The organism is Paenibacillus sp. FSL R7-0210 (genome assembly GCF_038009085.1).
In the GTDB taxonomy this organism is placed as follows: Bacteria; Bacillota; Bacilli; order Paenibacillales; family Paenibacillaceae; genus Paenibacillus_AQ; species Paenibacillus_AQ silagei.
Genome location: NZ_JBBPAR010000001.1, coordinates 858,972 through 874,703, shown reverse-complemented (window position 1 = coordinate 874,703; position 15,732 = coordinate 858,972). Strand labels below are relative to the sequence as shown.

General features: G+C 52.0%; 9 protein-coding genes. All 9 read right to left on the bottom strand.

Annotated elements, in window-relative coordinates; genetic code table 11:
* Nucleotides 1–80: 80 nt before the first annotated feature.
* Complete coding sequence (locus MKY64_RS03865) at nucleotides 81–908, bottom strand: carbohydrate ABC transporter permease (RefSeq protein WP_209877511.1); 828 nt, start codon at nucleotides 906–908, stop codon at nucleotides 81–83.
* On the bottom strand, nucleotides 908–1,789 hold the full coding sequence (locus MKY64_RS03860; RefSeq protein ID WP_036699404.1) for a carbohydrate ABC transporter permease: 882 nt from the start codon (nucleotides 1,787–1,789) through the stop codon (nucleotides 908–910). The genes MKY64_RS03865 and MKY64_RS03860 overlap by 1 nt, the downstream gene beginning before the upstream one ends.
* Nucleotides 1,790–1,873: 84 nt before the next feature.
* On the bottom strand, nucleotides 1,874–3,238 hold the full coding sequence (locus MKY64_RS03855) for an ABC transporter substrate-binding protein (RefSeq protein WP_340950997.1): 1,365 nt from the start codon (nucleotides 3,236–3,238) through the stop codon (nucleotides 1,874–1,876).
* Between the two features lie 179 nt (nucleotides 3,239–3,417).
* Nucleotides 3,418–5,046: a response regulator gene (locus MKY64_RS03850; protein WP_340950994.1), complete on the bottom strand. Its 1,629-nt coding sequence runs from the start codon at nucleotides 5,044–5,046 to the stop codon at nucleotides 3,418–3,420.
* Entirely contained in the window at nucleotides 5,000–6,712 is a 1,713-nt protein-coding gene (locus MKY64_RS03845) for a sensor histidine kinase (RefSeq protein WP_036724072.1), read from the bottom strand. The genes MKY64_RS03850 and MKY64_RS03845 overlap by 47 nt, the downstream gene beginning before the upstream one ends.
* Before the next feature lie 56 nt (nucleotides 6,713–6,768).
* Complete coding sequence (locus MKY64_RS03840; RefSeq protein ID WP_036724073.1) at nucleotides 6,769–8,475, bottom strand: extracellular solute-binding protein; 1,707 nt, start codon at nucleotides 8,473–8,475, stop codon at nucleotides 6,769–6,771.
* 103 nt (nucleotides 8,476–8,578) lie between these two features.
* Nucleotides 8,579–9,457 (bottom strand): carbohydrate ABC transporter permease, encoded by an 879-nt coding sequence (locus tag MKY64_RS03835; RefSeq protein ID WP_036724075.1) that lies wholly within the window; start codon nucleotides 9,455–9,457, stop codon nucleotides 8,579–8,581.
* Nucleotides 9,458–9,475: 18 nt separating this feature from the next.
* Nucleotides 9,476–10,435 carry an ABC transporter permease gene (locus MKY64_RS03830; protein WP_051477928.1) on the bottom strand — a complete coding sequence of 320 codons (960 nt, stop codon included), beginning with the start codon at nucleotides 10,433–10,435 and terminating at the stop codon, nucleotides 9,476–9,478.
* A gap of 839 nt (nucleotides 10,436–11,274) precedes the next feature.
* Nucleotides 11,275–15,603, bottom strand: a complete 4,329-nt coding sequence (locus tag MKY64_RS03825) for an endo-1,4-beta-xylanase (RefSeq protein ID WP_340950991.1) — start codon at nucleotides 15,601–15,603, stop codon at nucleotides 11,275–11,277.
* Nucleotides 15,604–15,732 lie beyond the last annotated feature (129 nt).

Below are 15,732 nucleotides of genomic sequence, written 5' to 3'. Positions count from 1 at the left end.
TATAGATGAATTTCGCATGGATTTCAGCTATTGAAGCGTAATCGTCACTGCGGTGTACATTGGGACTTCCCCGCTCCCCCTTATTTCAGCGCCCCTTCTGTGATCCCTTTGATGATCTGTTTTTGCAGGAACAGGTAGATGATCAGCACGGGAATGATCGTCATAATCAGCCCGGCCATCAGCGGCGCATAGTCCACAGAATAGGAGGAGAAGAAGGTATACGTGGACAGCGGCAGTGTCTTCTGATCCGGTGACAGCAGCACCAGGCTGGGCAGAAGATAGTCATTCCAGATCCAGAGCACATCGAGCACCAGCAGGGTGACGAACACCGGCTTCAGCAAGGGCAGCACAATACTGAAAAACGTCCGCAGCGTACTGCTCCCTTCGATAAACGCCGATTCTTCCAGCTCATAAGGAATGCCTTTGATAAAGCCGTGGAACGTGAAGACGCCAAACGGCACTCCGAAGCCGAGATACATGAACAAAAGCGTCAGCTTGGTATTCAGCAGCCCCATATTTCCGTACAGCATGACCATTGGAATCATCAGCACCTGGAAGGGCAGAGCCATGGAGGCCAGCATGAGGAAGAAGAGGATGGAATTCACCTTCCATTTGTAACGGACGAATAAGTACCCGGTCATCGCCGAGAAAATAATAATGATCGTGACGGAAATCCCCGTAATGATCAGTGAGTTCATGAACCCCTGCATAAAGTCCATATTGTCAAAAGCGCTGGCATAGTTCTTGAAATTAATCGTTGTCGGCAGCGACAGCGGGCTCTCGAAGAATTGCTGGGTGGTCTTGAAGGAGTTCATAATAATCAGCAGGAACGGTGTTAAAAAGGCCAACAGCAGCAGGTACAGGAATCCTGTCCGCAGGCCCGGGAGGATGCGCCGGTTAGCATTCATTAAGATTCCACCTCCAGCTTCTTCAGCAGATAGGATTGCGTCAAGGCGATAATCGCGACGACAGCGAACAGAACGACTGCCTCTGCCTGGCCGACACCGTATTGATTGGACAGGAAGGCTTTTTGCACGATATGGTAGGTGGCCAGCTCCGTTGAATTGAACGGTCCGCCCTTGGTTAACGCCAGGTTGATGTCATACGTTAAGAAGGATCGGGACAGGGAGATGAAAATACAGATGACGATCGCAGGAACCGTCAGCGGCAGGATGATTCTACGGATCACTGAAGTCCGCCCCGCTCCGTCAATGCTCGCCGCCTCCAGTACATCATTCGGAACGCCTGTGAAGCCCGCGATATAAATGATCATCAGATACCCGACCAGCTGCCAGGCGGTCGCAATGATCAGCGCCCAGAATGCCGTCCCCGTATTCGTCAGCCATGAGGTCTGAAACAGCTCCCAGCCGTATTTAGCGCCAAGGTAAGGCAGCACCTGTGAGAAAAGCGTCTGCCACAGGTAGCCGAGTACGATCCCGCCGACCAGATTGGGTGTGAAGAACCCTGTCCGCAGCCATTGTTCCCCTCTCCCGCCTCTCGTCAGGGCGAGTGCGATGAAGAAAGCGAACACATTGGCAATCACCACAGTGAAGAAGACATACTTCAGGGTGAACCACAGCTGCTGAAGGAACACCTTATCCCTGAACACCTCCAGATAATTCGTGAAGCCGATCAGGCTGCTGTCGCCTGTCCGGACATCCCAGTTCGTGAAGGTCAAATATAAGCCGACGATGAACGGTATGATCACAACGGCGGCAAAAGCGAAGATAGAGGGACCTCCGAAGACCAGAAACGTCCCCGCATTCTTCAGTGATAGCTTTTTGTTCATAGTGCTGCCCCCTTTCCTCTTAACAGGCTGAACTGGAGAATATCCCGGTTCAGCCTGTTCTTTTAGCACAAACGAAGAAATTCTCTATTTCCCTGCATACGATTTCCAGTAATCCTGAACCTCCTGCGCCAGCCCCTGGCGGTCGATATTGCCTACCAGATACTTCTGCATCGCAGCTCCGGTCTTGGCCCAGTAATCCTGTGGCAGGTAATTGATGACACCGATGTTGATAATCTTCCCTTGCTTCACGTATTCGCTGACAGCGTTAGACATGACGTTCGTGCTCTTCGCCTTAAGATCCTTGTACGGCATGGACAGCCCCATATCGGTAATAATGGCCTTTTGTCCGTCCTCACTGCTGACCATCCATTCGATGAACGCTTTGGCGGCTTCCTGCTGCTCCGGCGTAGACTTTGAATCATCGATGGCGAACAGCTTAGGCTCGCTGTAGGCGACTTGCGTGTTACCGAAGTCCTCCGGGTTATTGCTCACCGGCAGCGGCAGGATACCGAAGTCGGCATCTCGGCCTTCCAGTGTTCCAATCACCGCCCAGCTCCAGTCTCCCATGAAGTAGAAGGCGGCAGCTCCCTTGGCGAAATCCGCGCTGTCGCGGTTATAATCGGCAACGAGCGGGTCGCTCTTACGCGCGTTGTATTTTTTCAGCAGATCGAAGGTATCCATCAGTCCGGTGAACTGCGGATTCTCCGTCAGTTGAACCTGCCCGTTCTTCAGCTCCTCCACGAACTTCCGGTTGTCCTCCACCTTCTGCGACTGCAGGGAATAGGTCAATCCCAGATAGTGGGCGCCGAGCGACCAGTCTGCTCCGTGAAGCATGACCGGTGCTTTGCCGGAGGCTTCGATCTTCTTGAAAACCGCTTCGAGATCATCACGGGTCTTCACCGATGCAGGATCAAAAGCACCGCCGATACCCTCTTCTACCGCACGCTTGTTGTACAGCAGACCGTAGCCTTGGGCAGTCCAAGGAATACCCAGGAATTGTCCGTCCAGCAATGCGCCATCGATGGCTCCCGGATTGGTCAGCGCTTCATACTTCGCCTTCTCCGGCTCTAAATCCAGAAAATCATCCTTATATTGAAGTATGGTGCCTGCATCCAAGTTCACGATTGTCGCCGGATTGCCGGAGGCCAGCAGGGATTGGAACTTCTCAAGCTGCGCGCCGCCGATCGGTGTAGGAATCAGTTCAATTGTCACCTGCGGATTCTGCTCATGATACTTCTTGAACAGCTCCTCGAACACTGTGTTCACTTCTGCGGAGGTATTGAAGAACGTGAGCTTAACGTCCTTGGAGGCTTGCTCTGTTTGTGTTCCCTCATTCCCCTTGTCTTCCTTGCCAGCATTGGTTGCTGAATTCCCTTTGGAGCAGCCTGCCAGTAACCCGGTGACCACCGTCAGAGCGATAGCGAAGCTTGCAGCTTTTCTCAATTTCAACTGAATTCCCCCCATACTTATGATTGTTTTGAATGCGCATACATTTCGGATGCAATTTTATGATAACCGGTTAACATATTTATGTCAATCGGTTATCATATTTAAATTTTAGCTAAAAAAAGGCCCCAGCCCAAATGAGCCGAAGCCTGTAATATTACGGGACAAGACCACGCATCCCCCTACAACTTCCCCCGGTAATCCTGCGGAGTCATGCCGAATTGCTCCTTGAACACTTTGATGAAATATTGGCTGTTGGCGTAGCCGAGCTGCTCGGAGATCTCATAGATCTTCAGCTCGGAGTTGCGGAGGCTGGCTACGGCCTGCTCCATCTTCCTATTCAGGATATACTCGCTGATGCTGATCCCGCTGACCTGCTTGAACAGTCTGGAGACATATGCCGGATGAAGCGAGACCGCGTCCGCAACGAATTGCTGGCTGGCCTCTGCCAGATTAGACGCGATACAGCTCTGCATCTCCTTGACGATGCCCATCCGGTTATTCTGTGTATCCCGTTCGAGCTTGCCCTGCAGGGTATCCACCAGCGCCTCACCCCAGCTGACCAGTTGGGACACGGAACGGAAGAGGGTCTTATCCAGCAGCTCCCGCCCGACCAGATCGGAGAGCAGGCTATGATTCTTATGGGCAATATAGTGAAAGGAGCCGAGAATCATAGTACGGATCTCCTCAATATATTCTTCGTTATACGACGGCAGGTTGTTGCTGAATTCTCTCAACTGCTGCAGCCGTTCCTTATACCCCTGCCACTGGCCGGTCTCCAGCAGATGCATCAGTGTCGGGGAAGCATATAAGTCCTTGAGCGGCTGGACCGGCGAGCTCTTCTGCTTGTCCGTCAAGGAGATGAAATAGCCCTGGTCATTGCCCACTTGCTGTCTTAACGCCGACTGGGAATCCTCATACATGGCGCGGATATCCAGCGGGAATTCCCCCGGGTAGGACAGAATAACCGAGATTCCGCCATTCAGATATTCATTCACACTGCTGTGCAGCTGATGGGTATTATGGGTTAGCTGCTTGAGAATCTTGCCCGGGTCAACCGCCCCCGCTTCACTGCTCTTCACAATAAACACCAGGTTCTCGTAAGCATCCCGGCCATGCCACAGCTCGAAGCCCGGGCCCAGCAGCTCGCAGGCAATGTTCGTCACCGCGTATTCAAAGAGCAATTGGCTGTCCGGCCCGAAGTTCGTGAAATGCTCCTCCAGACGGATCAGAATCAGGAAGACCCGGTCGTTCAGCTGAAAATCAATCTGATATCCGCTAAGCTTGTCCTTCAGCCGTTCCTGCGGATAGGATTTGCCCTGAATCAGCTCGGCCAGCAGCTTATCCTTCAGCGCCGGGAGATGCTCCCGGAAGGCCAGCATCGCCTGCTCATAAGATGCCGTCCGGTCGATTTCCTTCTTAATCGTCTTAATCGTGCTCTCCAGAGCAGCACGAAGCTTCTGGTGATCCAGCGGCTTAACAAGATACTCTGCCACCCCATACTGAAGGGCTTCCCTGGCATATTCGAACTCGGCGTAGCCGGTTAGCAGAATACACTTGATTCTCCGGTGGGTCTTCCGCACCTGCTTCACCAGCTCCAGCCCGCTCATCCCGGGCATGGCGATATCCGTAATGACTATATCAACCGGGTATTGCCCGATCATCTGTATGGCCTGGGCGCCGGAGTAGGCTTTATATACTTTTTCAATCCCGAAGTCCTGCCATGGAAAAGCAAGCTCCAGATCATCTACGACATATTGTTCATCATCTACCAGCAGAATTTGCAGAATGAGCTTCTCCCTCCTTTTCAATCCGAATCCGGTAACAGGTGCCTTCGGACAGCACGGAGTCTACGGATAACCCGGAGTCCTTGCCAAAATACAATCGCAGCCGCTGATTCACATTCCTTAGCCCCGTTCCGAGCTGTTCATTGCTGATAATATTATCCTCGATATGGCGGCGGACCGCGCCGAGCCGTTCTTCCGTCATGCCGATTCCGTTATCCTTCACTGTAATCAGAAGATACGAATCATCTTCCTCGGCGGCAACCGAGATGATGCCGGGCCTCAGGCCCGGTTCAATGCCATGCTTAATGCAGTTCTCCACGAGCGGCTGCAGAATCATCCTTGGCAACCGGTATCTGCCCGCCTCCGCTGTGACACCGAATTCGAAGGTGATCTCTCTTTTGCGCAGATGGACCATGTGCAGATAATGCTCGACGAAATCCAGTTCATCCTGGAGCGTAGAATCCAGCTGTTCAATCTTATGAATGTACCGGCAGTAGGAAGCCAGATGCAGCGTCATCGCGGTGACCGCATGATAATCTTCGATGCTTGCTTTGCTCTGAATGAAATTCAGGCAGTTATAGAGAAAATGCGGATTAATCTGCGCCTGATACTGCTTCAGCTTCGCTTCCTTCACTTCAAGCTCGCCCAGCAGAACCTGCTCGATCAGTGTCTGGGTATTCTCCGCCATCCGGTTAAAGGAATTACCCAACACCTTGAACTCATTGACCTGCAGATCGACGGCACGGCTGGAAAAGTCGCCCCGGTCGAACCGGTCGATCGCCTTGCGCAGCATAATCACCGGCTTCTGCACCTGACGGCGAAGAAGCAGCGTGTAGAACATAATACCCACCAGCACCACCAGTACCGCATAGAGGAACAGCCGGTTATTGCGGTTAATCGGTTCGATATACTGGCGCTTGGGATAGGCGTCTATGAAATACAAATCCAGCATGTCCGACTTCATATAGTTAATCAGATACTCTGCACGATTCTCTGTAGCGGAGATGGTTCCCCTGTTCCCGTTAATCCCAGGACTGATCGACTGTAACAGCTCCTGCGGAAATGCTGCCCCCGGCTGAATAAAGGCCCGCTCAGAGGCATCGTACAGCAGCGGCATACCGGAGACATACTGATCCATCATTTTCACCAGATTATCCAGCGAAATCCTGACTTCAATTAACAGCGAGCTGATATGACTGCGCATGATGTTGGAGTAATATCCCTTGCCTTCCTTATCCATGTGCAGCACCCAGCGGTTCCGCGCCTGCTCCGGAGGGCTGAAGGTGCTGAAGGAGAAGGAGGAATCAGAGGATACCGTCTCCTTCTCATCCTCATAGTACAGAATAACCGTATTCTTCCAGGAGGTAGAGGCGGTGTTAAGGGCGAGCTTATCGATGATGGTCAGCTTCATCTCATATTTGGAATATTGATCCCCGAACTTCAGAATATAAGGATATCCACGCACAGACTGGTCCTGTGACAAAGTAATGGTATTTGTCAGCACCTGTTCAAATTGCGTGGATAGCTGGGAGGTCATGAATTCAACCTCGTACATTTTATTTTTTCTCAGCTCATTCTGAATGTCCTTCACGTTCAGCCGGTAGATGAGCCAAAACGCACCTACGATGATCAGCAGCATCAGCATCAGAACAAACGACAGCCACTGAAAGATAGACAGACGATATTTCACATTGCCCTCCTCCAAATGAAAGGACGGCCTGGGGGCCGCCCTGATTCTCCGTATCTTTACTTCGATAGAGATTGATACCATTCATTGACCTCTGTGGTCACTTTGTCGCCGCCTGTAGTCTTCCATTTCTCTACAAAGGTATCGAATTCGTCTACCGGCGCTTTGTCATAAATAATTTTGTTCAGAATTTCCTTCTCCAGCTTCTCCAGCATATCTCCACGGGAGAGCTGAGTTTCAGTAGGCGTACCTGTGAACATCTCAGGCATTACACTGTCCTTCTGATCGACGATGATTTTGGCTGCTAAGATCTGCTCAGGGATACGCTCGGACAGATTCTTCTCATACTGGTTAGCAGGCTCAGCGCCGCCAGCCAGCTTGGCCAGTGTATTCATCATCAGGTTAGGAATGATGGCTCCATCGTAAGTCAGGGTATAACGGATCGCATCCACCCAGCCGCCTGGAATCTTATCCGTATCCTGTTCTTTCAGGACGGTTCCGTCTTCAGCGATATCATAATCGTAGCCTTTGGCGAAGCCGTTCACGAAGGTTGTACTGTCCGGGTTAGCCCAGTTATCAAACAGATAGTTCTGGTAGACGAAGAATGCGTCTTTATGCTCCATATCCTTGTTGATCAATACAGCACCTGAGGCGATCTTCGTGCCGTGTCTGCCTACCTTGCCATCCGGGCCTGCCGGAAGCGGATAAGCCTTATGCACTGCACCTGGAACGTTCTTCTGCAGATCCGGCAGCGGCCAGCCTGTCATCCAGTAAGGGCCGACAATGATACCGGCTTTGCCTGCTGTAAAAGCTTCTGTTGCTTTGTTCTCATCATACAGACCGGATTCGGAGGAGATATAGCCTTCTTTCATCCATTTCTGCATCGTTGCCAGGCCTTCCTTCATCTCCGGCTGAACAGAGCCGTAAGCGAGCTGGTTGTCCGCCGTCTTGTTCCACTGATTAGGCATGGCGCCGAACATCCCGAAGACCCATCCGGCTTCCGACATCCATGTGTTCAGATTGTTTTTGAAGCCTACAGCCAGTCCCGTTGTATCCTTCTTGCCGTTGCCGTCAGGGTCCTGGTTCGTGAACGCATCGAGCACGGTTTCCAGCTCAGCCAGATTCGTCGGAGCCTTAAGGTTCAGCTTCTTCAGCCAATCCTCACGGATATACATAACCGGGTCATTATTATAAGCGTTTTCCAGAATCGGGATCCCCATCCGCTTGCCGTCTCTCATGTAGGGATTCCATACGGTTGGCTCTTCGGCCATCGCTTTTTTGTAGATATCGGAAGCATATTTGTCGAACAATTCGCCCGCATCGGTGAACTGGCCGCTGTCAATCAGATCAGAGATCAGGGAAGGGCTTCCACGGAACGAGATGATGTCCGGCATTTTTTCACCTGAGGTCAGCATCAGGCGCAGCTTGGTTTCATAGGCGTTGTTCTGGTCACTTACGGTCCAGAGATACTTGATATCAATACCCAGCGTATCCTTGGCCCATTTGGTGTGCACGTTATTTTCAATATTTTCGCCATTCTTGAATTTCAGGCTGCTTGCGATGGGAAATACGGTTGAGATGGTTACCGGTTCTGTATATTTGCCATTCTCAAAGGGAGCCGAATACATAGCGTCTTCGCTTGCCGCCGGCTTGTTGTCCCCTTCCGCCTTCTTGTTGTCAGCATTTCCGCCGCATCCGGCCAGCAAGCTGCCCAGCATGACTGTGGATAACACTGCCGCCGCAGAGAATTTCATTTTCTTTATCATTTAATCTTGCACCCCTTTAATTAAAATTTAATCATATTAATTATATGAGTCAATCTTTTTCAGCTTTCAGCGCGTGCATCACCCCCTTTAATAGGAAGGACGGCTATTCCTTAACCGCCCCGAGGACAATTCCCTTCACGAAGAAACGCTGCAGGAATGGGTACACGATGAGGATCGGTGCCATCCCGATGAAGATCTGAGCGGCTTTGACCGTTCTTTGCGAGATATTCTCCAGATCCTCCGGCCGTACAGTCACCTTACTGAAGTCCTGCTGGACAATGACTGACTGCAGGAAGGTCGCCAGCGGATAGTTGCGGTGATCCGTCATATACAGCAGGCCGTCGAACCAGGAGTTCCAGTGACCGACAATCGTGAACAGCGACAGTGTAGCAATAGCCGGCATGGATACCGGGAGATACACACTGAACAGTGTTCTGAAATGACCTGCGCCGTCGATGAAGGCGGCTTCTTCCATTTCTTTGGGCACGGCCCGGAAGAAGTTAAGCAACAGAATGATATTCCAGACCGAGACGGCTCCCGGCAGAATCAGCACCCATAAGGAGTTCATCAGGTGCAGCTTCTGAATCAGAATGTACATTGGCACCAGACCGCCGCTGAACAGCATGGTGAAGACCAGCAGCCAGATATACATGTTCCGGCGTCTGAACCGGGCGTTCTCTTTGGACAGCGCATAGGCAGCCAGAATGACTACCCCCATGCTGAACAGCGTTCCCAGCACCGTGCGCTGCAGCGTCACCCAGATGGACCGGGTGAAATTCTCATTGGCTACGGTCTTGGTGTAGGCGTCCACTGTGAAATCTACCGGCCACAGACCCACCAGATTGGCATTGGCTGCCGATTTCCCGCTGAACGATACAGCAAGAACGTGAATCAGAGGGACAACACACATAATTGAAACTGCGATCATCAGGATATAGTTGAACACGGTGAAAATGCGGTAAGGTTTTGTTTTATGATACATGCCCTATTAGCCTCCATTCTAGAAAATACGGTAGTTAGCAAATTTATACGAAAGGCGGTAAGCTGTTACGATCAAGACAAAGCTGACAACGGATTTGAACAATCCGACCGCTGTGGAGAAGCTGAACTTACCGTCAACAATTCCTAGTCTGTAGACAAATGTATCGATGATGTCCCCTTTATCGAAGACAAGCGCGTTATACAGGTTAAAGATCTGGTCAAAGCCTCCGTTAAGCACGTTACCCAGCGCCAGTGTTCCTACCACGATGGTAATCGGCAGCATGGCCGGCATCGTAATCGACCATGTCTGCTGCCAGCGTCCTGCTCCGTCTACCTCAGCCGCTTCATAGAGTGCCGGGTTAATTCCCGCCAGGGAGGCCAGGAAGACGATAGTGTTGAAGCCGAACTCTTTCCAGACATCACTCACTACAACGACAAACCGGAACCAGTTCCCGTCACCCAGGAAGAAAATCGGCTGGATGCCGAATACACTGACCAGCACCTGGTTGATCAGGCCGCCGTCTCTGGCGAGCAGGTCGGAGAGAATACCGCCCAGGATCACCCATGACAGGAAGTGGGGCATATAGACAATGGTTTGTACCATTTTTTTGAATGCCATCTTGCGGATCTCATTCAGCAGCAGTGCGAACAAGAAAGGAACGATCAGGTTGGCGATCATTTTCAGACCGGCAATAATCAGTGTGTTCCAGATGATCTGAACGTTCTCGGGAATACTGAACAGATATTCAAAATGCTCCAGCCCCACCCACTTGGAGGCGCTAAAGCCTAAGCCCGGCTTGTAATTCTTGAAGGCAATCGCAAGGCCCGTCATTGGAATATAGGCGAAGATCACGGTTAGGATCAAAGCCGGCAGAACCATCAGATCGAGACTAAGGTTCTTGGTCCATTTCGATTTTTTTCGGGGACTCCCCGCATTGACATCCAGTTTCTCGCCTTTTACGCTGGCTGGCGTAACCATGTTTTTCATGCTTCTGCTCCCCTTTGCTGGTCAACGTGTATCCGTTTACTTTGTTTATAAATTAATCATACCTAGCCGGACATGACAGATACATGATAAATACAAAGCATTGATAACAAAATGATAACCACAACAGTTTTGGACGTAGCATTACGGTAGCACTTGGGTGGACGCTCCGCGAACGGACCGTTGTTACAATCGCTGTGGTCTCCAGATTTTATTTATTTCCCTTAGCGGTGAAAATCCGGAGACCAAGGCGACCGCTGCCGCTTTTCCACAATCGTTCCGTCCTCTCCGCTGTTTAAGCGGGGGCAAGGTTACTACAAAAGGACAATCCGTTACGGACATGACATCGTGGATTGTAGCTTAGAATAGGTTCAAACAACTTCAAACAGCAATGAGAAACTTCGGCAACTCTGAGGTACCCCGGCAACATCGAGTACCTTCCAGTTGTACCGCCGTCCAAACGATGGTTGCACAGCCTACTACAGAATTAGTTGGACAAATGTATCTTAATTTAGCCGGTTTGGAGCTTTTGAGGAAATTAGGTGGATTTATGCTATATATTTTTGTGAATTTCTTCTTTTTGCTCCGACCCCGGCGTAACAAGTGCCTTTTTTCCACCTATTGTCTGGCCGGGTCTCTTCCGCGCGCGAACAAGTGCCTAAAATCCAACTATTTCCTGACGTGAAAGCCGGACTACGCGGGCAATGCAGATAAAACAGTCGCCCAATGCAGACATTGCAGACATGTTACTCCCATCACAAAAAGCAGCGGCCCCCCTTACCTGGGAGAACCGCTGCTCGAATCAATGCTATAGACTTGCGGACACTACTCTACTAATTGAGGCTGATTATCCGGTATACTACCACGGCAGCCTGCTCCTTGGTCATCTGGGCCTTCGGCAGGAAGTTGCCGTTCTGTGCGCCTTGGATGACTCCGGCAGCCCGCAGCTTCTCTATTGCGCCCGCAGCTTCCGCGCTCAGCTGGTTCAGATCCTTGAAGCTGTGAACAGCAGCAGAATCGCCCTTCAGCATGATTTGCTCTAGCTGGACGAGCCGGTTCAGCATGACCGCCATTTCCTGACGGCTGAGTGTAGCGATAGGACTGTAGAGCCCATCTGCTCTACCTTTTACAATACCTAAGGCTCCTGCAATATTAATAGCCTCGGCATATGGGGAATCCGTACTGACATCCTTGAAGCCTGGAGCGGCTGTTGCAGCTTGAAGGTCAAAAGCATCGACCAGCAGCTGGGCAAACTCCGCACGGTTCATCAATACCCCGGTCTCATAGGAAGCCTCTGCTCCCAGAGGAAGTATTCCTTTTGCAGCCAGAGCTTCAACACTCTCGGCAGCCCATTTGCTGCCCTTATGATCCGGCAGCTTCACCGTGGCAGCTGCATATTGTCCAAGCTCCTGGGCCTTGAAGGAGACATAGCCTGAAGCCGGATCATACTTACGATCCTTCACAACTGTAAGCTTGCCATTCTCCAGCACCCGGTATACCGCAAGCTGGTGCGCCCGTTCGCCTGACTTAAGTTCATAAGGAAGCAACAGGGTAAGCGCAGCTGCGTCAACCGCTGTAATCTTGGCTCCATGGATAGTGAGCGAGAAGTCCAGTACAGCCGCTCCATTCAAGCGGGCCTTCACCGATGCCGGCCATCCGTCCTGGGCCACACGCTTCACTTGAAGCTGTAGAACATCTCCTGCCTGTGTATCCTGCAATTTCAGCAGCTGGGTGTTCAGGCTCAGAACCGCCCCGAAGCCGCTCTCAATCTGAATCTCCTTAATCTTCGGCTGTGCGGCCAGACTCTGAAGCGGAAGCACGAGCTGTAGCATTTCGGCTCCTGCTGCAGGTTTAACGGCGATCTTCAGAATGCCGCTGTCCAGCGACTGAAGCACCGCCTGGCGGACGGCCTCAGGCATGAGATTCACATGCAGGATTCCTGCCTTATCCGGGGAAGCTTGAACAGTCAGCTTACCGTCTGCGAAGACCGCTGCTGGAGCAGGTGCCTGGGACGATGGAGCAGAGCCAGACGATGGGGACGAGGATGTACCTTCAGTTCCCGCTTGCGGTCCCTCTGCTGGTGCCACAAAGGTCAAGATCCCGAAATTCGAGGTATCCCGCCAGGTATCCTCTCCCCTGTCATTCCACTTACTCGTACTGCGGGTGCCGTCGCCCCGATCATCATTGATCTGCAGGTCAAGCCCGATGGAGCTTCCCGCCGCCCCCTTGATCGTGCCGAAATTAATCCTGGCTTCCACGCGGTACCCGGTGTCCGTATGGACTACCGCGCTGGTCAATCTGCTGTCCGAGGCGCCTCCGCCAAAGGACGCCACATTATTGATATTGATCCGGTATTGACCATCATCCCCCTCGTAATAAGGGGTTCTGTTGAAATTCTCATCGATGAAGATTTCCACGGAGTCCTGGTCCCATGGATTCGCGGCATCCGCCTTCAGTAAGGCGTCCTTCACATCAACGATCAGGTAGAGGCTGTCCTCCGACCACATTGATCTGGCTTCTGCGGTGGTGCTGTAAGGCGCGGCAGATATTTTCACCTGAAAAGGCTCCGCCTTCTCCCATTCCGTATCCATCTGCCCGTCAATCTGAACTTGACCCTTCGGCGCTTCCGCCGAATTAGGCATTGTAGAGAGCCGGAGAACCCCGTAATGGCTGGTATCCGTATCCTGGGAGCTGCTTCTGTCATTCCAGTAGGCAGGAACAGAACCCGGAACACCGGCGTCACTGACACGGATATCGAAGCCAAGCTCCTTGCCTGAGGAGCCTTTGAGCGTTACGAGCGGGATTTGGGCTTCAATGGTGTAACCGCCCTCACGTTCTGTGCTGGTGAAGCTGATCCCTGCTGTCCCGGATCCCGAACGCGGCAAGCTGATCTTGCGGTCATCCGGCTGATAAGCCGTAGTCTTCCCATTGTTCTCATCCAGGAAAAGCTCAACCTTGTCTTCCGCGTTCCGACTAGCATCGGTAACGTCTGCCTTCACATACAGATTGTTCGTATCCCACAGCGTATGAACCTTGGCAGTTACTGTACTGCCCTGTTCCAGCGGAATCCCTGCTGTTTTGCTCCACAGGGCTTTCCCGGCTGCGCCTGTCTGAGGCGTACCCTCAAGCGCTATAGCTACATTATGGATGTCCGGCAGCTTGGAGGGATCAGCCGCTCCCCAGAAAGCAGGCTTCGCCTTCAGCTGCTCATCGAATAACATGGCATGGTTATTGTAGCTTTTCTCATCCTGCACGCCCCAGATGGAGACTGAGGAGATCGTGTCCTTGTATTTCTTGTATAGCTCAAACAGATCATTATAGCGCTTGCCCTGCCGTGCAGCGATATCCGCCGGCAGCGGGGAGGACGGGCTAATGCCCGAATCGACATCCAGCTCGGTGATCTGAATATCCAGCCCCAGCTGGGAGAACTGCTGAATGGTCTTCTCGATCTCCGGAATGGACGGTGAGTACAGGCCATGGTGAGACTGGAGGCCCACGCCGTCAATCAGATTCTTCGCCTTGAGCGTCTTCAGCAGCTTGTAGATATGCTCACGCTTTTCGGGAACCTCGGTGTAATAGTCATTGTAATAGAGCTTCGCTTCCGGGTCGGCCGCACGTGCGAATTCGAACGCCTTCTCGATATAATCCGGGCCGATCAGGGTATACCAAGGCGTGATTCTCATGCCGTCCGGACCGCCGCCATTGTCGGCAATCGCTTCGTTCACTACATCCCAGGCATAGATTTTGCCCTTATAGCGGTGCATAATGGTCTCAATATAATTCTGCAGACGCTCAAGCAGCAGCTCCCGGCTGGCCGGCTGGCCGTCAGGACCCGTGAACATCCACTCCGCAGCATCGATGTGCCAGAGCAGTGCGTGTCCGCGAAGTCCCATCCCGTTTGCCTGGGTAAAATTCACATATTTATCCGCACCGTCGAACACATAAGTGCCCTCGGAAGGAGCAAGGAATTTGGGCTTCATTTCATAGGTGGCTGTGATGCTGTTGAAATGCTTTTTCAGCAGCTCTCCGTAGACCCCTTCCATCTGCCAGGAATACGCTGCGGCTCCGATGGCGAAGTCGTCAGCGTAGATGTCTTTTAACGACGGAATATCCTGTTCAATGCTCAGCTCTGTAGCAGGCTGGGCGGTTACATCATCCACATAGAAGGATAAGGTATCGACGGTATCCTCTGTAATATAAGGCGTCTCCACGAACAGGTTCAGCTCGGACGGCTGGTCGCTGTACTGGAAATTCCCCTTCAGCAGATGCCATTGATCCCACTCATCAGCCTTAATGCTAACCTTATCAATCGCATTCCAGCTCTCGGAGCCAGCCTTCTTATACACTGTCATTTGCAGGCTTTTGTCTGCCTCCGGCTTCTCCTTCAGGCGGACATACAGCGAGAACTGGTAGCTCTTGCCCGGCCGCAGATGCTCCTTCACACTCAGGCTTGGCCCGTAGAAGCTGCGCTCCCTTCCCTCTACCAGCATACTGTGAGTTCCGGTATTAGCCGTATCCTGACTCACCGACAACGATTCCGGGCCAATCCGGTTCTTCCAGCCCTGAAGCGTTCCGTCTTCAAAATCCGTACGCAGCCCTTCCTCCCCCTCCGGGACGTCAACCGCAGCGGCAGTGATCTTGATATCGTCCACGTAGAATGCGGTCCCTGCTGCGGCTTCTGCATAAATCTCCGTGAAGCCTACCTTATCGCCTGTAATATAAGTACCTTCCAGATAAGTCCATTCATCCGACCACTGCGTTCCGTTAAATTCTGCTACAGGCTTCCAATCCTCGACTTTGCCGATTTTGGTATGTACCGTGAATTTGACCGGCGCCGGAGATTTCACCCACGCTCCCACGGTGTAGGCTGTATTCGGAGTCATCTGGTCCGTTAGCAACTGATTGGGCCCTTCCCAATCCTTGGTCCGTCCATCCACATACAGACTGTAGGAGCCTCCATGATAGACCTCGTTCGTGACTGTAAGCTGTTCGTCCCCTTTCTTGGTCCAGCCCTGCGCGGTGCCGTCCTCATAGTCCGAAGTGAGAACAACCGCCGGGCCTCCCTCGGCCGCCGCATGAGCCGGTGTGCGCATAGGCAACACCGAAGCTGCCAGGACGACCAACGCCAGCGTGAGGCTCATTATTCGTTTAGGCTTGAGCATCTGTACCCTCCTAAGAATCATCTTTATAAAGCGCTTACACAAAGAATTATAGCCTATTGGAAATCGTTTACAAATAACAATTTGATAGGATTGATAACAAAATAATAAGCGGGGCTGGGGAAATTAGCG